Origin of the sequence: Phenylobacterium sp. (assembly GCF_028290885.1) — a bacterium.
Classification (GTDB): Bacteria; Pseudomonadota; Alphaproteobacteria; order Caulobacterales; family Caulobacteraceae; genus Phenylobacterium.
Genome location: NZ_JAQGIZ010000065.1, coordinates 1 through 16,974 on the forward strand (window position 1 = coordinate 1; position 16,974 = coordinate 16,974).

Annotated in this window: 18 protein-coding genes; 14 read left to right on the forward strand and 4 right to left on the reverse strand. The window is 70.0% G+C overall.

All coding sequences use genetic code 11. The features are described from left to right. Positions 1-21: 21 nt before the first annotated feature. Complete coding sequence (locus tag JWP28_RS05140; protein ID WP_299540727.1) at positions 22-2,940, forward strand: endoglucanase; 2,919 nt, start codon at positions 22-24, stop codon at positions 2,938-2,940. A 28-nt stretch (positions 2,941-2,968) separates the two neighbouring features. Here the strand turns inward: JWP28_RS05140 and JWP28_RS05145 are convergent, their stop codons facing one another. The 3 genes from JWP28_RS05145 to JWP28_RS05155 form a co-directional block, all read right to left on the reverse strand. After that, positions 2,969-3,733 (reverse strand): TIGR02281 family clan AA aspartic protease, encoded by a 765-nt coding sequence (locus JWP28_RS05145; protein WP_299540730.1) that lies wholly within the window; start codon positions 3,731-3,733, stop codon positions 2,969-2,971. A 69-nt stretch (positions 3,734-3,802) separates the two neighbouring features. Continuing rightward, entirely contained in the window at positions 3,803-4,600 is a 798-nt protein-coding gene (fliP, locus tag JWP28_RS05150; protein ID WP_299540791.1) for a flagellar type III secretion system pore protein FliP, read from the reverse strand. Next, positions 4,597-4,887 carry a flagellar biosynthetic protein FliO gene (locus JWP28_RS05155; RefSeq protein WP_299540733.1) on the reverse strand — a complete coding sequence of 97 codons (291 nt, stop codon included), beginning with the start codon at positions 4,885-4,887 and terminating at the stop codon, positions 4,597-4,599. Before JWP28_RS05155 ends, fliP begins: the two co-directional genes overlap by 4 nt. Positions 4,888-4,983: 96 nt before the next feature. Here JWP28_RS05155 and flgB point away from each other — a divergent pair, with 96 nt between their 5' ends. From flgB to JWP28_RS05215, 12 genes are all read left to right on the forward strand, one after another. After that, entirely contained in the window at positions 4,984-5,400 is a 417-nt protein-coding gene (gene flgB, locus JWP28_RS05160; RefSeq protein ID WP_299540735.1) for a flagellar basal body rod protein FlgB, read from the forward strand. A gap of 14 nt (positions 5,401-5,414) precedes the next feature. Further along, complete coding sequence (flgC, locus tag JWP28_RS05165; RefSeq protein WP_299540737.1) at positions 5,415-5,828, forward strand: flagellar basal body rod protein FlgC; 414 nt, start codon at positions 5,415-5,417, stop codon at positions 5,826-5,828. A 17-nt stretch (positions 5,829-5,845) separates the two neighbouring features. Beyond that, complete coding sequence (gene fliE, locus JWP28_RS05170; RefSeq protein WP_299540740.1) at positions 5,846-6,160, forward strand: flagellar hook-basal body complex protein FliE; 315 nt, start codon at positions 5,846-5,848, stop codon at positions 6,158-6,160. Positions 6,161-6,180: 20 nt separating this feature from the next. Beyond that, entirely contained in the window at positions 6,181-6,954 is a 774-nt protein-coding gene (locus JWP28_RS05175) for an ATP-binding cassette domain-containing protein (protein WP_299540742.1), read from the forward strand. Next, complete coding sequence (locus tag JWP28_RS05180; RefSeq protein WP_299540745.1) at positions 6,951-8,507, forward strand: glycine betaine ABC transporter substrate-binding protein; 1,557 nt, start codon at positions 6,951-6,953, stop codon at positions 8,505-8,507. Before JWP28_RS05175 ends, JWP28_RS05180 begins: the two co-directional genes overlap by 4 nt. A gap of 77 nt (positions 8,508-8,584) precedes the next feature. Next, positions 8,585-8,848 (forward strand): flagellar biosynthesis protein FliQ, encoded by a 264-nt coding sequence (fliQ, locus tag JWP28_RS05185; protein WP_299540748.1) that lies wholly within the window; start codon positions 8,585-8,587, stop codon positions 8,846-8,848. 22 nt (positions 8,849-8,870) lie between these two features. Further along, positions 8,871-9,626, forward strand: a complete 756-nt coding sequence (gene fliR, locus JWP28_RS05190) for a flagellar biosynthetic protein FliR (protein ID WP_299540751.1) — start codon at positions 8,871-8,873, stop codon at positions 9,624-9,626. Between the two features lie 3 nt (positions 9,627-9,629). Continuing rightward, the gene (flhB, locus tag JWP28_RS05195) at positions 9,630-10,718 is read left to right on the forward strand and encodes a flagellar biosynthesis protein FlhB (protein WP_299540753.1); all 1,089 of its coding nucleotides are present in this window, start codon (positions 9,630-9,632) and stop codon (positions 10,716-10,718) included. A 96-nt stretch (positions 10,719-10,814) separates the two neighbouring features. Continuing rightward, on the forward strand, positions 10,815-12,887 hold the full coding sequence (gene cckA, locus JWP28_RS05200) for a cell cycle histidine kinase CckA (protein WP_299540793.1): 2,073 nt from the start codon (positions 10,815-10,817) through the stop codon (positions 12,885-12,887). A 72-nt stretch (positions 12,888-12,959) separates the two neighbouring features. Further along, complete coding sequence (locus JWP28_RS05205; protein WP_299540755.1) at positions 12,960-14,003, forward strand: hypothetical protein; 1,044 nt, start codon at positions 12,960-12,962, stop codon at positions 14,001-14,003. Then, positions 14,000-14,920 carry a DUF5996 family protein gene (locus JWP28_RS05210; RefSeq protein WP_299540758.1) on the forward strand — a complete coding sequence of 307 codons (921 nt, stop codon included), beginning with the start codon at positions 14,000-14,002 and terminating at the stop codon, positions 14,918-14,920. The genes JWP28_RS05205 and JWP28_RS05210 overlap by 4 nt, the downstream gene beginning before the upstream one ends. 11 nt (positions 14,921-14,931) lie before the next feature. Next, positions 14,932-15,144: a hypothetical protein gene (locus JWP28_RS05215; protein WP_299540761.1), complete on the forward strand. Its 213-nt coding sequence runs from the start codon at positions 14,932-14,934 to the stop codon at positions 15,142-15,144. On the opposite strand, the gene JWP28_RS05220 is transcribed toward JWP28_RS05215, so the two are convergent. Further along, the gene (locus tag JWP28_RS05220) at positions 15,141-16,028 is read right to left on the reverse strand and encodes a phytanoyl-CoA dioxygenase family protein (protein WP_299540763.1); all 888 of its coding nucleotides are present in this window, start codon (positions 16,026-16,028) and stop codon (positions 15,141-15,143) included. The genes JWP28_RS05215 and JWP28_RS05220 overlap by 4 nt on opposite strands. Before the next feature lie 126 nt (positions 16,029-16,154). Here JWP28_RS05220 and JWP28_RS05225 point away from each other — a divergent pair, with 126 nt between their 5' ends. After that, positions 16,155-16,973, forward strand: a complete 819-nt coding sequence (locus JWP28_RS05225) for an SDR family NAD(P)-dependent oxidoreductase (protein WP_299540766.1) — start codon at positions 16,155-16,157, stop codon at positions 16,971-16,973. Position 16,974: the final 1 nt, after the last annotated feature.

The following is a 16,974-nucleotide window of genomic DNA, read 5'->3' on the forward strand; positions in this document are numbered from 1 at the left end:
CCGGCCAAGGCCGGATAGCCGATGGGCCTGCGCCAGGTCCTGCGCGCGGGCGTTGCGGCGGCCGCCATCGTCGGCGTCGTCGCGCCGGTCGGCGCTGCGCCGAGCGCGGCCCCCCAGGCGTCCGGCATCGAGCTGCACGTGGCCCAGGCGGACGGCTTCTCGCGCGTCGAGTTCCACGGAGCGCCGAGCGCGACGGCCAAGCGCAGCGGCCAGGTCGTGACCCTGATCTTCCCGCGCGACGCCGACCCCGACATCTCGCGCCTGCGCACCGCGCCCCCGAAGTGGATCAAGACCGCTGAGAAGCGCCACGTGGGCGGCCACCTGCAGATCGTCTTCACCCTGGCCGACGACGCCGACGCCAAGGTGGATTCGGCGGACGGGGCGGCGTTCATCAACGTGTTCCAGAAGGCTCCGCCCACCGCGGCCGAACTCGCCGCGGCCCGCGCGGCGGCCCCCGAAGCACAGCGCCCGAACCCGATCCCGGCCGGCGGCGTGGTGCACATGGAGTCGAAGGTCTCCAACGCCCAGGTGCTGTTCACCTTCGCCTGGGCCAATCCGGCCGGGGCGGCGGTTTTCCGGCGCGGCGACGCAGTGTGGGTGGTGTTCGACGCCCCAGCCACGCTCGACGTCAGCCATGCGCCGCGCGGCCTGGTGCAGTTCTCAGCCGTCCAGGCGACCCGCGGCGCCGACTACAGCGCCGTGCGGATCGAGGCGGCGCACGGCGTGCCGGTGTTCGCCACCGCCATCGGCGCCACCTGGACCATCGCGCTCGGCCCCGGCGACCAGGGCCCGCCCAGCGTCGTCCGGATCGCGCGCGACGAGGCCGAGGGGCCGGCGACCCTGAAGGCGCCGGTGGCCGGCGCCACCAAGGTCGTGCAGATGCTCGACCCCCAGGCCGGCGACATGGTCCGGGTGGTCACCGCGCTCGGCCCGGCCAAGGGCCTGCCGAGCCGGCGGGACTATGTGCAGCTGGCCGTCCTGCCGTCCGTCCAGGGCCTGGCGATCGAATCCTACATCGAGAACCTGACCGTCGTCCGCGACGGCGACATCATCCGCATGAGCCGTCCCCTGGGCCTGGCGCTCTCGCCGACCCTCGCCGCCCAGGAGACCGCGCGCCTCGACGCCGATGCGCCCAAGCCCGCCGCCATGCCCGGGCTGATCGACTACGTGAACTGGCCGCGGACCGGCCCGAAGGGCTTCCTGGCCCGCTACAACACCCTGCTGACCGCCGCCTCCATCGAGAGCGCGAACAAGGACAAGCGGGCGCCGACCGCCGCGCGCATGGCGCTCGCCCGCTTCCTGGTGGGCTCGGAGCTGTCCTTCGAGGCCATCGGGGTGCTGAACGGCGCGGCGCGCGCCAGCCCGCAGCTGATGGACACCCCGGAGTTCCGCGGCCTGCGCGGCATCGCCCGGGTCATGGCCCGCCGCTACAAGGAAGCCGAGGCCGACTTCTCCGCGCCGGTGCTGTCCGAGGACCGGTCGAGCGCGCTCTGGCGCTCCTACATCGCCGCCCAGCTCGCCCAATGGCCGGAGGCCCGCAGCCAGTTCGCCCGGGGCACGGAAACCCTGGCGCAGTTCTCGCCGACCTGGAAGGCGCGCTTCGCCCGCGGCGACGCCCAGGCGGCGCTGGCTCAAGGCGACCTGCCGAGCGCCGAGGCGCGCATCCACCTGGCGCTGGCCGACAAGACCGACGTCGCCGAGGAGCTCGCCACGCGGCTCGTGCAGGCCCGGGTCATCGAGCAGCAGGGCCACAAGGACCGGGCGCTCAAGATGTACACGGCGATCGCCACGGCGCCGATGCAGGCGCTGGCCTCGCCGGCCCTGCTGCGCGCCACCCAGATCAAGCTGGAGATCGGCAAGGTCACGCCGGTGCAGGCCGCCACCGTGTTCGACGGCCTGCGCTACCGCTGGCGCGGAGACGCCACGGAGCTCGAGACCATCCGCGCGCTCGGGCAGCTCTATCTGAGCCAGGGCCGCTATCGCGAGGCGCTGGAGGCGCTGCGCTCGGCCGGCACGCGGCTGCCGGACCTGCCCGAGGCGCTGCAGCTGCAGTCTGACCTGGCGGCGGCCTTCCGCTCGCTGTTCCTCGACGGCAACGCCGATGGCCTGGAGCCGATCCAGGCGCTGGCGCTGTTCTACGACTTCAAGGAGCTGACCCCGATCGGCTCCGACGGCGACCTGATGGTGCGCAAGCTGGCGCGCCGGCTGGTCGACGTGGACCTGCTGGACCAGGCCGCCGAGCTCTTGAAATACCAGGCCGACAACCGCCTCGACGGCGTGCCGCGCGCCCAGGTGGCCACCGACCTGGCGCTGATCTACCTGATGAACAAGAAGCCGGAGCAGGCGATCCAGGCGATCAACTCATCGCGCACCACCGTGCTGCCGGCTGCGTTGAACGCCGAGCGGCGGCTGATCGAGGCGCGCGCCTGGGCCGGCGTCGGCCACTATGATGCGGCGCTGGAGATCATCGAGAGGGACACCTCGAAGGAGGGGCAGGACCTGCGCGGGGAGATCAACTGGAAGCAGAAGGACTGGGCCAAGGCCGGGCCGCAGTTCGAAAAGGCGCTCGGCGCCCGCTGGAAGGATCCCACGCCGCTGAGCGCCGACGAGGAAGGCAAGCTGCTGCGGGCCGGCGTCGCCTACAGCCTGGCCGGCGACGATGCGGCGCTCAACCGGCTGAGCGGCCAGTACAAGGGCTTCTTCGACGGCGCGCACAATCCCGAGGCGCTGCGCATCGCGCTCACCGGCGTCTCGACGAACCATCTGAGCGTCGCCGACTTCAGCCGGGTCAGCGCCGACAACGAGGCCTTCACCGGCTGGGTCGACAAGATGAAGGCCCGCTTCAAGGCTCGCCCGGCCCCCACCGGCCCCGCCAAGGCCCCCGCTGCGCCGGCCAAGCAGGCCCAGGCCGCGTCGGCGACTGCCGCGGCCAAGGGCTGAGCGGCACGAGACGCCATACCTTTAGCGCCTACTCACGCCACTTCAAGACGAGCTTCGAACCCCTGACTTCGAACGAGTCGAGCCGCCGCAGGAAAGTCATCCCCAGCAGCGAGTAGCTCATCGGCGACTGGTTGATCGCCATGGGGACGTTGGCGAATTTGATCGGGCCGACCGCGAGGCTGTCGGCGGTGAAGGGCGCGCCGTAGCCAAGGCCGTTGGCGGTCTCGGCGACGTGGTCGAAGTGAAGCGCGGCGACGTCGACGCCCAGGCGACGGGCGTCGGCGGGGCTCAGCACCGTGTCGCTGGCGCCGGTGTCGATGAGGAAGCGGACCGGCCGGCCGTTGATCTGGCCCATGACGAAGAAGCCGCCGCCGTTGTCCTGGGTGACGACCAGCTCGTGCGCGCCGGTGGCGACGGGATAGGCCGGCGCGAACTCGCTACGCACGCGCTGGGCGACGCCGGCAAGCTCGCCGCGGTACGCGACGCCCACGAAGAGGACGGCGACGACGCCGACCCAGATCGCTGCGTGCCGCGCCTTCTCGCCCCACCTGACCCGGCCGGCGGTGAGGATCCCGGTGGAGACCACCGCGGTGAGGCCGACAGCCCTTATGACCCAGACCCAGTCTTCGCTCGAGGTGACCCCTCCGGGGACCATCTGCGCCAGCAGCCACACCCCGGCGGCGACGGCGGCGATCAGGCCGAGCCAGAGCGCGAAGCGGCGACGAGGGATCGTCCTTCGCCCGTCGCCGGGCGGCTCGCGCTCCCACGGTCCGCCTTGATCCGGCATCGCCATTCCCCCGAACTCCGGCGCAACCCTAGCGCGTCGCCGGATGGGGAGCCAACATCATACGCCGGACCGGCCTTAAGTCCCGGGCCCGTGGTGGAAGCTCTCCACCAGGCTGCCGGCCACCAGGCGCCAACCGTCCACGAGGACGAAGAAGATCAGCTTGAAAGGCAGGCTCACCACCACCGGCGGGAGCATCATCATGCCCATGCTCATCAGCACGCTCGCCACCACCAGGTCGATGACCAGGAACGGCACGAACAGCAGGAAGCCGATCTCGAAGGAGCGCTTCAGCTCCGAGATCATGAAGGCCGGAGTGACCACCCGGATCGGGGTGTCCTGGGCGGTCGCGGGGCGCGGGATCTTGGATAGCTTGATGAACAGCGCTAGGTCGTCGCGGTCCACCTGCTGCAGCATGAACTGCTTCAGCGGGGCGCCGGCGGCGTCGAAGGCGGCGGGCAGCTCCATCTGCTGGTCGAGCAGCGGCTTGACCCCCTCGTCGTAGGACCGCTGCAGGGTCGGGCCCATGACGATGGCGGTGAGGAACAGCGACAGCGAGATGATCACCGCGTTCGGCGGGCTCTGCTGCAGGCCGATCGCCGTGCGCAGCAGGGAAAGCACCACCACGATCCGCACGAAGGAGGTGGTCATGATGACGATGGACGGCGCCAGCGACAGCACCGTCATCAGGCCGATCAGCTGCACCACCCGCTCGGTGAGGCCTGCGCCGGTGCCGAGGTTGATGTTCACCGCCTGGGCGATCGCCACGGCCGGGAAGGCGAGGCTGGCCAGTGTGGTCAACAGCGCCAGGATCGCTGCGCGCCGCCATTCCTCCGCGGGCAGGGTGCGGATGGCCTTGAACAGTTCGCGCATCAGCCGCGGGCCCCCGATGCCTTGGCCGGCGTCGCGTCGAGCGCGCAGACCAGCTCGCCCTCGCCCAGCAGCAGCAGGCGTTCCTTGCCGTCGCAGGAGACGATGACCAGCCGCCGCGCCGGATCGAGGACCAGGCTCTCGACCACCGTCAGCCGCCGCTCCTTCTTGGGTCCGCCGAAGCGCGCCAGCGCGCCGGGTCCAAAGCGGCGCAGCGCCACGGCGCCCAGGCCCACCAGGCCGAGCGTGAGGGCGAGCGCGAAGATGGCTCTGGCGAAGTCGGCGAAATTCATGGGGGGGCTTCTGCGGCTTCCGGGCGGGCGTCGGAGCCCTAGAAACACGCGAGTCCCTTAAGCCGCAGTTAACCCTGTTTCTTCACCATGACGGCCATGGACCTTGCCGACATTCCGCTCTTCTCGATGTTGCGCAACCGGATGGGCTACCTGTCCGAGAAGCAGCATGTCATCTCGGAGAACGTCGCCAACGCCTCGACGCCTGGCTACGCGCCGCACGACCTGAAGGCGTTCAGCTTCCAGGCCAAGCTTCAGGCCGTGGCCGGGCCAGGGTCGATGGCCGTTACCCAGGCCGGCCACATGCTGCCGCCCGGCGCCAAGCGCGGCGTCAACGTCAAGCCGGTCAAGACCAAGGACTCCGAGACCACCATGGACGGCAACTCCGTCGTGCTGGAGGAGGAGATGACGAAGCTGACCGATGCGCGAATGGACTACGACGCGGCGGTGAGTTTCTACCAGAAGTCGCTGGATATCCTGAAGCTGGCGATCCGCCGGCCGGGCACCGGCGCATGAGGGGCGTACGCTAGATGGCCGATCCCGTTTCCAGTTCCGCCCAGTCGATCGCGGTCTCCGCCCTTCGCGCGCAGCAGTCGCGCATGCGGATAATCGCGGAGAACCTGGCCAACGCCAATTCGACCTCGCGCACGGCCGGCGGGGATCCCTATCGGCGTCAGGCGCCGGTCTTCCAGGCCACCAAGGTCGCCGGCGGGACGGGGGTCAAGATGAGCCGCGCCGCGCCCGACCAGACGCCTTTCAAGACCGACTACGATCCCGGCAATCCCTCGGCCGACGCGCAGGGCTATGTGAAGCAGCCCAACGTCGACTCCCTGGTCGAGGCGATGGACATGCGCGACGCCCAGCGGGCCTACGAGGCCAACCTCAACGTCATCGAGACCGTGCGGTCGATGGACCAGCGCACGCTCGATCTCCTCAAGCGATAGGGCGCAGGGCCTAAGCCATGATCACCGCGCTCGCCGCCACCAAGGCCTACGCCTCCGCCCAGAAGGCCATGGGGATCGATCCGGGCCTGGGTGGCTCCGAGGTCGCGGCGCCCGGCGGCGGCTTCGCCGACATCCTGAAGTCGGCCATGACCGACGCCATGAAGGCCTCCAAGAACGCCGAGACCCAGATGGCCAACCAGGTGCAGGGCAAGGCCCAGCTGGTCGACGTGGTGACCGCGGTGTCCTCCGCGCAATCCAGCCTCGAGACCGTGCTCGCCATCCGCGACCAGGTGATCAGCGCCTACCAGGAAATCATGCGGATGCCCATTTAGGCTCATGCTACGCCTTGCCGATGGCGGGGCCGGCGATCGAGCTTTCAGGGGTTGAGAAGCGCTATGGCGCGCACGCAGCGCTGGCGGGCGTCAGCCTGGCGGTGGCGCTCGGCGAGTTCACCGCCCTGGTCGGCGGCTCCGGCTCCGGCAAGACCACCCTGCTGAAGACCATCAACCGGCTGGTGACGCCGGACGCCGGCTCGGTGCGGGTCCTGGGCGACGATGTCGCGGAGATCGAGCCCTATCTGCTGCGGCGGAAAATCGGATATGTTTTCCAGGAGATCGGCCTCTTTCCTCATCTAAGCGTCGCGGAAAACATCGCGGTCACGCCGAAGCTGATGGGCTGGGACAGGAAACGCATCGACGCGCGCGTCGCGAACCTGCTGGGCCTGGTGGATTTGCCGCTCGACGTCGCAGCCCGCGCGCCCGCCGCGCTCTCCGGCGGACAGCGGCAGCGGGTGGGCGTCGCCCGCGCGCTGGCCGCGGAACCCAGGCTGATGCTGATGGACGAGCCGTTCGGCGCGCTCGATCCCCTGACCCGCGATGCGCTCGGCGCCGACTACCGCGCGCTGCACGAGCGGCTGGGCCTGACCACCGTGATGGTGACCCACGACATGGCCGAGGCCGTGTTGCTGGCCGACCGGATCGTGGTGCTGCGCGAGGGGCGGATCGTCGCCGACGGCCAGCCCGCCGAGCTGCTGGCCCAGACGCACGACGAGGGCGTCCGCGCGCTGCTGGAAGCTCCCAAGCGCCAGGCCGAGCGGCTTCGAGCCAAGCTTGGGGGGGCTGCGTGAACCCGCGCCTCGCCTCGGCCTTCGCGCTGCTGCCGGAGTACCTCGGCTGGCATGTGCTGCTGAGCTTCAGCGCGCTGGTGCTGGGCGTGGCGATCAGCCTGCCGCTGGCGGTGGCGGCGAGCCGCAGCCCGCGGCTGCGCTGGCCGGTGCTGGCCGGCGCGAGCCTGATCCAGACCATCCCCAGCCTGGCGCTGTTGGCGCTGTTCTACCCGCTGCTGCTGGCGATCTCGGCGCTCAGCCTGGCGACCTTCGGCAAGGGCTTCTCGGCGCTGGGCTTCCTGCCGTCGCTGCTGGCGCTGACGCTCTATTCCATGCTGCCGATCCTCAGGAACGGCGCGGCGGGGATCCTCGGCGTCGACCCGGCGGTCAAGGAGGCCGCGGACGGGGTCGGCATGACCTCCCGCCAGCGGCTGTTCCAGGTCGAGCTGCCGCTGGCCGCGCCGGTGATCATGGCCGGGGTCCGCACGGCCGCGGTGTGGACCATCGGGGCGGCGACCCTTTCCACGCCGGTCGGCCAGACCAGCCTCGGCAACTACATCTTCGCCGGCTTGCAGACCGAGAACTGGGTTTTCGTGCTGTTCGGCTGCGCCGCCTCGGCGGCGCTGGCCCTGATCGCCGACCAGTTGCTGGGGCTGATCGAGGCGGGAACCCGCAACCGCAGCCTTCGCCTGGTGGCGCTGGGCGCGGCGGGGCTGTTGGTCGGCGTGGCGCTGGCTGTCGCGCCGCTGCTCGGCCTGGGCAAGGCTGGGTCCTATGTCGTGGGCGCCAAGAACTTCTCCGAGCAGTACATCCTGGCCGAGCTGATCGCCGACCGCCTGGAAAAGGCCGGCGCCCAGGTCAGCCGCAAGGAGGACCTGGGGTCCGCGGTCGCCTATCGGGCGTTGGCGTCCGGCGAGATCGACGTCTACGTCGACTACTCCGGGACCCTGTGGACCAACGTCCTGAACCGCAAGGACAACCCCGGCCGCGCCGAGGTGTTGAAACAGCTCACCGCCGAGCTGAAGCGCCGCGACGGGGTCGTGGTGCTGGGCTCGTTGGGCTTCGAGAACGCCTATGCGCTGACCATGCGGCCGGACCGGGCCAAGGCGCTCGGGGTGGCCTCGATCGCCGACCTCGCCCGCGAGGCGCCCAGGCTCACCCTGGGCTCGGACCTGGAATTCCTGTCGCGGCCGGAGTGGAAGGCCGTCGAGACGGCTTACGGCCTCAAGTTCAAGACCAAGCGCTCCTACCAGCCCACTTTCATGTACCGCGCGCTGGAGGGCGGGGAGGCCGATGTGATCAGCGCCTTTTCCTCCGACGGACGGATCGCCGCCGACAAGCTGGCAGTCCTCACCGATCCCAAGGCCGCCATCCCGCCCTATGACGCCGTGGTGCTCATCTCGCCGAAGCGGGCCGGCGACCGGCGCCTGACGGATGCGCTGAAGCCTCTGATCGGCGCGATCCCGGTCAGCGCCATGCAGGCCGCCAACTACAGCGTCGACCGCGACCAGGCAAAGGCCTCGCCGGCGGAGGCCGCGAAGGCGCTGGAGCGGCAGATTCTGCCCAGTCCGTAGCCTTTCATTAACCATGCCAGACGATGGTGGCGGGGTTCGCGAGGGCGCGAATTCGTCAAGCTTTCCAAGAGGTCTCCATGAGCGGCGCCGAGGTTCTGGACATCGGCCGCGACGCCATCTGGCTGACCATCCAGCTATGCGCGCCGATCCTGATCGTGGGCCTGGTGGTGGGCGTCGGCATCGGCCTGCTGCAGGCTCTGACCCAGATACAGGAAGCCACCCTGGTCTATGCGCCGAAGATCGTGGCGATCTTCGTCTCGCTCTTGATCTTCCTGCCGCTGATGGGCTCGCTGATGAGCGGCTTCATGCGCCATATCGCTGCGCGCATCGCGGCCATGTAGCGGCGGGGCAGGCCAGCGCCCCATGGAACATTACGCCACCGCCCAGCAGGTGTTCGTCGCCGGCCTGGTCTTCGCCAGGCTGGGGGCCATCGTCATGCTGATCCCCGGCATAGGCGAGACCTTCATCCCGGTGCGCATCCGCCTGTCGCTCGCGCTTTTGCTGGCCCTGGTGATGCTGCCGGTCGTGGGGGGCGGCGTGCCGCCGATCCCCACCGACGTCAGCGGCGTGGCCGTCGCGATCATCAAGGAGACCGCCATCGGCCTGATGATCGGCGGCATCCTCAGGTTCTTCATGTCCTCGCTGGCCGCGGCCGGAGAGATCGTCTCGATCCAGACCACGCTGGCCTTCGCCCAGACGGCGAACCCCATGCAGGCGGCGCCGTCCACCACGCTCGGCACCTTCCTGGGCCTGATGGGCCTGCTGCTGATCATGACCACCAACCTGCATCACCTGTTCCTGTCGGCGATCGTGCGCTCCTACACCATCTTCCCGTTCTCCCGGGCCGTGCCGCTGGCCGACGCCAACGCCCTGGCGATCCAGACAGTGAGCAAATCCTTCGCGCTCGGCCTGCAGCTGGCCGCGCCGGTGGTGGCCCTGTCGCTGATCTTCAACGTCGCCACCGGGCTGGTCGGCCGGGTCATGCCGCAGTTCCAGATCTTCTTCGTCGCTACGCCCCTGATGGTGCTCCTGGGCCTCTCGGTTTTCGCGCTCAGCCTGGGCACCATCGGCATGGTCTGGGTCGACCGCTACCGCGATCTCATCGGCCTGTTCGGATAGGCCATGAGCGACGCAGCCTCCCGCACAGAAGAACCGACACCGCGCAAACTCGAGCAGGCCCGCGAGCGGGGCGAGGTGGTCAAGACGCCGGACCTGGCGGCGCTGGCCTCCCTGGCGGCGGCCGCCAGCGTGGTGGCGCTCGCCGGGCCCGGGTTCTGCAACAACATGGTGGTGGCGTTGCGGCCGTTCCTGGCCGAGCCCGACGCCATGGTCCTGGCCGGCCAGGGCGGGGTCCATGTGCTCTACATGTCGCTGCTGGCCGCGGCCCCGCCGATGGCGGCGGTGTTCGCGGCCGCCTGCGCGGCGGGCGTCGCCGCCAACCTCCTCCAGACCGGCTTCATGTTCACCCCGGAGAAGCTGGCCTTCGACCCCAGCAAGCTTTCGCTGGCCGCGGGCTTCAAACGGGTCTTCGGGCTCGACGGCGTGATGCAGTTCGCGAAGTCGCTGGTGAAGGTGACGCTGACCGGGGCGCTGGCCTGGTGGGTGCTGAACCCGCACGTGCCGGAGCTGGAGAACCTCTCCGGCATGGAGCCGATCGCCATGATGGGCTTCGCCGCCGACATCCTGCGCCGGCTGGTGTTCGCGGTGGCGGCCTTCCTGCTGATCGTCGCCGGCGCCGACTGGTTCTGGCAGCGGCAGCGGTTCATGGCCCGCATGCGGATGAGCAAGGAAGAGATCAAGGAAGACTACAAACAGGCCGAGGGCGACCCGCACATCAAGGCGCGCCAGAAGCAGCTGCGACACGAACGCGCACGGCGCCGCATGATCCAGGCGGTGCCCGAGGCCACGGTGGTGGTGATGAACCCGACCCACTACGCCGTGGCGCTGAAGTACGACGCCAACGAGACGCCGGCGCCGATGTGCGTCGCCAAGGGCATGGACACCCTGGCGCTGAAGATCCGCGAGATCGCCGAAGCCGCCGGCGTGCCGGTTATCGAGGACCCGCCGCTGGCCCGCGCCCTCTATGCCGCCGTCGACGTGGACGAGATTATCCCGCCGGCGCACTACGAGGCGGTCGCCAGGATCATCGGCTTCATCCTCAACGCCGGGCGCAAGGCGGCCGCCCGGACGCTCCGAAGCGGCGCCCTGTAACGCATTGAACCTTGTGAGAGAATGCACATGAGTGATTCGCCGGGCGAAGGTGTCCGACGCCCGATGCGGTCGCGCGAGGAGGCGCTGTCGCTGGCCATGGCCGAGCCACAGGTCCGCAAGGGCCGCTTCGACCCGCTGACGGCCGCCGCGGTGGTCTTCTTCCTGATGGCTGTCGCCTTCGCGTCGGCGCCGGCGATGAATGCCGGGCCGACGACGCTCGCGGGCCTCATGCTGCTGATCGGCCTGGCGGGCGTGGCCTGCCTCGGCCTCTTCGTCTTGCGCGGCTCGGCCGAACCCCCCGGCGCGAGCGAGCCGGGCGCCGCCGGCTTCCTCGATGCGCTGAGCGAGCCAGCCGCCATCGCCGCCCCCGACGGGCGGGTGCAGGCGGCCAATGCGGCCTGGAAGTCGGCCATCGGGCTCGCCAACCGCCTGCCCAAGTCCGGCGCCTCGGCCTCCAGCCTGTTCGCGGCGCTCACCGCGGCGCGGCGCGGGGAAACCGCGCGCGCGGCCATCAAGGCCGGGGGCGCGGAGCACGAGGCGATCGTCTCGCCGCTGGGCGAGCGGCGGTTCCTGGTCCGGCTGACCGGCCCCAGCGCAGGCGGGCTTGCCCTGCCGTCGGCGGCCCTTGAGGTGCTGACGGCCTTCTCAGGCGCGGTCCCGCCGCCGCCCAAGGTGCTCGACGCCTTCGCCGCCGCCTCGCCGTTCGGCGCGGCGCTGCTGGATGGCGAGGATCCCTTCGAGGCCAAGATCGTCGAGGCCAATCCGGCGCTGAGGGCCGTGGCCGGCGGCGGCGAGAAGGGCCAGGCGTTCGGCGACCTTATCGACCCGGCCAGCCGCGCCGATGCAACCTTGAAGCTGGCGGCGGGGCAGGGCTCCGGCGCGCCGGTGGAGGTTCGCCTCGCGCACGACCCGGCCCGCATCGCCCACCTCTACCTCTCCAAGAGCGACGGCCGCTGGGTGGCCTATCTGGTGGACGTCTCCGAGCAGAAGCAGATCGAGCTGCAGCTCGCCCAGAGCCAGAAGATGCAGGCCATCGGGCAGTTGGCCGGCGGCGTCGCCCACGACTTCAACAACCTCCTGACCGCCATCTTCATGCAACTCGACGTGCTGGCCACCCGCCACCCGGTGGGCGATCCCTCCTACGAGGGGCTGAACGAGATCAAGCAGACTTCGACGCGGGCCGCCGACCTGGTGCGCAAGCTGCTGGCCTTCTCGCGCAAGCAGACCGTACAGCGGGAGATCCTCGACCTCGGCGAACTGATCAGCGAGTTCGAGGTGCTGCTGCGCCGCGTGCTCTACGAGGACGTCAAGCTGACCACCGACTACGGCCGCAACCTGCCGCAGGTGCGCGCCGACCGCGGCCAGCTGGAGACCGCGGTGATGAACCTGGCGGTCAACGCCCGCGACTCCGTCCGCGCCCACGGCGGCGGATCGGTGAAGATCCGCACGGCGCGCGTCACCCAGGAGCAGGCGCAAGCCCTCGGCTATCCGACCGCCCGCGGCGACCAGGCGCTGATCGAGGTCTCCGACGACGGCCCCGGCATCCCGCCCGCGGTGATGGACAAGATCTTCGACCCCTTCTTCACCACCAAGCCGGTGGGCGAGGGCACGGGCCTGGGGCTCGCCACCGTCTACGGCATCGTCAAGCAGTCGGACGGCTGGATCGCGGTGGACTCCAAGCCCGGCGAGGGCGCGGCCTTCCGCATCTTCCTGCCGGTGCACATCCCGAGCGCTATGCTCACGCCGGCGCCCGCGCCCGCCGCGCCCAAGCGGCCGGTGGCGCGCGATCTCTCCGGCGCGGGCCGCATCCTGTTCGTCGAGGACGAGGACGCGGTGCGCGGGGTGGCCGCCAAGCTGCTGCGCGCCCGCGGCTACGAAGTGATCGAGGCGGCGAGCGGCGAGGAGGCCCTGGCGCTTGCCGAGACCCATGCCGGAACCATCGACCTGATGATCTCCGACGTGGTGATGCCGGGCATGCAGGGCCCCGACCTCCTGAAGCAGGCCCGCGGCTTCCTGGGCTCCGCGCCGGTGATGTTCATCTCGGGCTATGCGGAAAGCGAATTCTCCGACCTGCTGGAGGGCGAGACCAACGTCTCCTTCCTGCCCAAGCCCATCGACATCAAGACCCTGGCCGAGCGGGTGAAGCAGGAGCTGCAGAACGCGGCCTGAGCGCCGGATTCCGCGGCCGCGCCGGTCACGCAAGGACTGTAAAACCGCGCCCCGTCCCTGCTATGGAAGGCCATGGGCGAAGCGGACATCCTCTTCCAGACGGCCTCGCAGGCGCACGCGGCGGGCGACCTCGCCGAAGCCGAACGGCTCTACGGCGCCGCGATCACCGCGGACCCCGGCGCCCGCTCGGCGCGCAACAACCTGCTGGTGCTGCTCTGGAGCGAGCGGCGCTGGAGCGAGATGGAAGCTTTCGTCCGCGACTGGCTGCGGCTCGACCCGGGCTCGGCGGAACTAAACTTCCGCCTGGCCGATCTCCTTCTCTCGGACGGACGCTACGCCGAGGGCTGGCCGTTGTTCGAGGACCGGCGTCGCCTGCCGATCTCGGACTTCCGCCCACCGGCGCTGACCTATCCGGAATGGAAGGGGGAACCGGTGAGTTCGCTGATGGTGTGGCTCGACCAGGGTCTCGGCGACCAGATCCAATTCGCGCGCTACCTGCCGCTGCTGGCCGCGCGAGGCATTGCGACAACAGTGATGGCCCCACCCTCGCTGGCGAGCCTTTATGCGGCGACCGGCGCGCAGGTGCTGGTCGCCGAGGGTACGGTTGCTGCGGCCCGCCACGAGGCCTGGACGCCGATCTGCTCGCTCGCCCTGCGCTTCGGCACGACACTCGACACCATTCCCCCGCCGCTGGACCTCGCCGCGGAGCCGGGTGGGCGCGGTGTCGGCCTGATGCTGCGCGGCCGGCCCAATCATCCGCGCGACCTTCATCGCCGACTGCCGGACGAGGCCCGCGCTGAGCTGCTGGCGCTGCCGGGGGCTGTAAGCCTGCACCCTGACGACACCGGCGCGAAGACCTTCCGGGAGACCGCCGACCTGATCGCCGGGCACGAAATGGTGATCACCGTCGACACCTCGGTGGCGCACCTGGCCGGGTCCATGGGCAAGCCCACCTGGCTGATGCTGCCGTGGCTCGGCTGTGACTGGCGCTGGCTGCGCCATCGCACCGACAGCCCCTGGTATCCGTCGATGCGCCTGTTCCGCCAGCCGGCCCGGGGAGACTGGGCGAGCGTCGTCCGTGAGATCGCCCAAGCATTCGAGGCGCGCGGCTCATGACCGTCGCGGCCGACCCGACGGACTGGCCCGCACTCGCCTACGACGACTGGGCCGACACAGCCGAGACGCTGCACCTCTGGACGCAGGTGGTCGGAAAGGTCCGCATGGCGCTCACCCCGCCGGTCAACCACTGGTGGCACGTGCCGCTCTATGTCAGCGCGCGGGGGCTCACCACCTCGCCGATCCCGGCGGGCGGGCGCAACGTCGAGATCGTGTTCGACTTCCTGGAGCATCAGCTGCGGATCATCTGCAGCGACGGCCAGCGCGAGCTGGTCGCCCTGCGGCCCATCAGCGTCGCCCAGTTCCACCGGGAAACCATGGCGGCGCTCGCCCGGCTGGGCATCCGGCCGCACATCTGGACCACGCCATGCGAGGTCGAGAATCCCATCCCGTTCGAGCTCGACGAGGTCCACCACTCGTACGACGCCGAGGCCGCGCAGCGCTTCTGGCGGGCGCTGGCCCAAGCCGACCGGGTGATGAAGGCCTTCCGCGGCTGGTACATCGGCAAGGCGAGCCCGGTGCATTTCTTCTGGGGCAGCTTCGACCTAGCGGTGACCCGGTTCTCCGGCCGCCGCGCGCCGCCGCATCCGGGCTCGCCGCTGGCGCCCCCCTCGGTCAGCCGGGAGGCCTATTCGCACGAGGTTTCCAGCTGCGGCTTCTGGCCGGGCGCGCCGGGGATCGCGCCCCTGTTCTACGCCTACGCCTATCCGCAGCCGCCGGGGTTCGCCGACGTGCAGGTGCGGCCGGCGGAGGCGTATTGGGACGCCGGCCTCGGCGAGTTCGTCTTGCCCTACGAGGCGGTAAGGGCTTCCGGCGACCCCGACAACGCCCTGCTCGAGTTCTGCCAATCCACCTACGAGGCCGCGGCCGACCTGGCGAAATGGCCCCGCGCCGAACTGGAGCGCAATCCGCCGTAAGGAGACGCCCGATGAACGAAGCTGTCCCGGTCAAGCGTCCGCTGCCCGTTTCGGCCTGGATCGCCGCAGCCATGGGCGCCGCGGCCCTCGGCGCGTTGACGGTCGGCGCGGTCTCTATCGGCGCGCTGGCGATCCGCCGCCTGGCCGTGGGCCGGATGCGCCTGAAGCACCTGCAGATCGACGAGTTGACCGTGAAGCGCTTGAACGTGCTGAGCCAGGACTAGGCGGCGGCCCCCGCTGCCGCCTGCGCTCCATACGGCGTCAGGTCGATGCCCGGATAGCGGAGAGCCACGTCGCTCAGCGTCTGGGCGTTCCAGTAGGGGTCGCCCGCCGGCGGCCAGCCGAACAGGTCGCGCTGGCGCGGCGTCATCCTGACCATCGCCTCCTTCCAGCCGGGTTTCAGCGCGCGGTCCGGCCACGCGAGCTTGCCCTGCCAGCGCCAGCCGCGCGGCTTGAAATCCACCGGCATGACGAACCGCGAGCGGCCGGGCGCCTTGAAGTTGGAGCCGCGGTGGAAGATGTCGGTCTTGTAGATCAGCATCGAGCCGGCCGGCCCGGTCACCGCCACCTCGTCCTCGAAGAAGTCGCCCATTTCGGTGCGGGTGACGCCGATCGGGATGTGGCGGCTCTTGTCCAGCGGCACGGCCTTGGTGGGCCCGTCGAGCTCGGTCACGTCGGAGAGCAGGATGAAGCAGGTCATCTGCGGCATCGTCTGGTCGGCGCGAGGGACCACGATGGTGTGGTTCTCATAGTCGCGGTGGTGGCTCTGGTCGTAGTCGACGGCCCCGGAATATTTCGCCCAGAGCTCGATCTTGTAGCAGTCGATCTCCCTGGTCTGGAGGAACCGCTCGGCCGCGTCGATCAGGTCGGGGTAGACCGGCACGCGGTTCAGCGCCCAGGACGGGTAGGGGAAGAATCTCAGGCCCGCGAACTGGCTCCTGGCGAACTTCGGATGCGCATCGGGATTGGCGAAGTAGGCTTCCGGCCGGGGATAGATCTCCCAGAGCGCATCCTGGGCGGCGCCAAGCGTCTCCTTGTCCAGGAAGCCTTCCACCACCGTGAAGCCCCGGTCGAACACCTCCGCCAGCTTCTCGTCGGGTATGCGCATCGCGTCTCCTCAGGCGTCAGCCGCCAGTGAACCGCCGCGCGCGCCCTTGCGCAACCGGCCTTGCGTCCCGCCGCCAGCCGCGCCAGCCTTGGGGCATTAGAAAAAAATGCATTTGGAGGACCGGTCATGAGTGAGGCTCGCATCAATCCCGACGGCCCGCTAAAGGGCCGCAACGCCCTGGTCACCGGCGCCAGCCGCGGCATCGGCGAGGCCATCGCCGCCCGCCTCGCCATGGAAGGCGCCAACGTCGTCGTCTCTGCCCGCACCGCCGAGAGCGGCGAAAGCCGGCTGCCGGGCACGCTCCACGACACGGTCGAGCGCATCCGCAACGCCGGCGGGAACGCCGCCTTCATCAAGGCCGACCTCGCCCAGTCGAGCGAGCGGGAACGCCTGGTCGAGGAGGCGGTGGCGACCTACGGCCCCGTCGACATCCTCGTGAACAACGCCGCCATCACCTACTTCATGCCGGTCGCCGATTTTCCCGAGAAGCGCTTCAAGCTGATGATGGAGGTGCAGGTCTACGCGCCCTTCCACCTGTCGCAGCTGGTGTTGCCGTCGATGCGCGCGCGCAAGCAGGGCTGGATCGTCAACATCTCCTCGGGCGCCGGCCTGCATCCTAAGCCGCCCTATACGCGCCGCGGCGGCGGCACGGTCTACGGAATGTGCAAGGCGGCGCTGGAACGCTTCACCACAGGCCTGGCCTCGGAAGTCTATGACGACGGCATCGCCGTGAACGTGGTCTCGCCGGGGCTCGTCGATACGCCGGGCGTCGCGGTGCACGGCCTGATCAACGAGGCGACCAAGGACCGGGTGCAGCCGATCAAGTTCATCGCCGAAGCCGTCTATCGCCTGGCCTCAGGCGATCCCAGGACCCTGACTGGGACCATCAACTACGCCGAGCCGTTCCTGAAGGAACAGAACGTGCAGCCGGCCGAGCTGGTCTAGG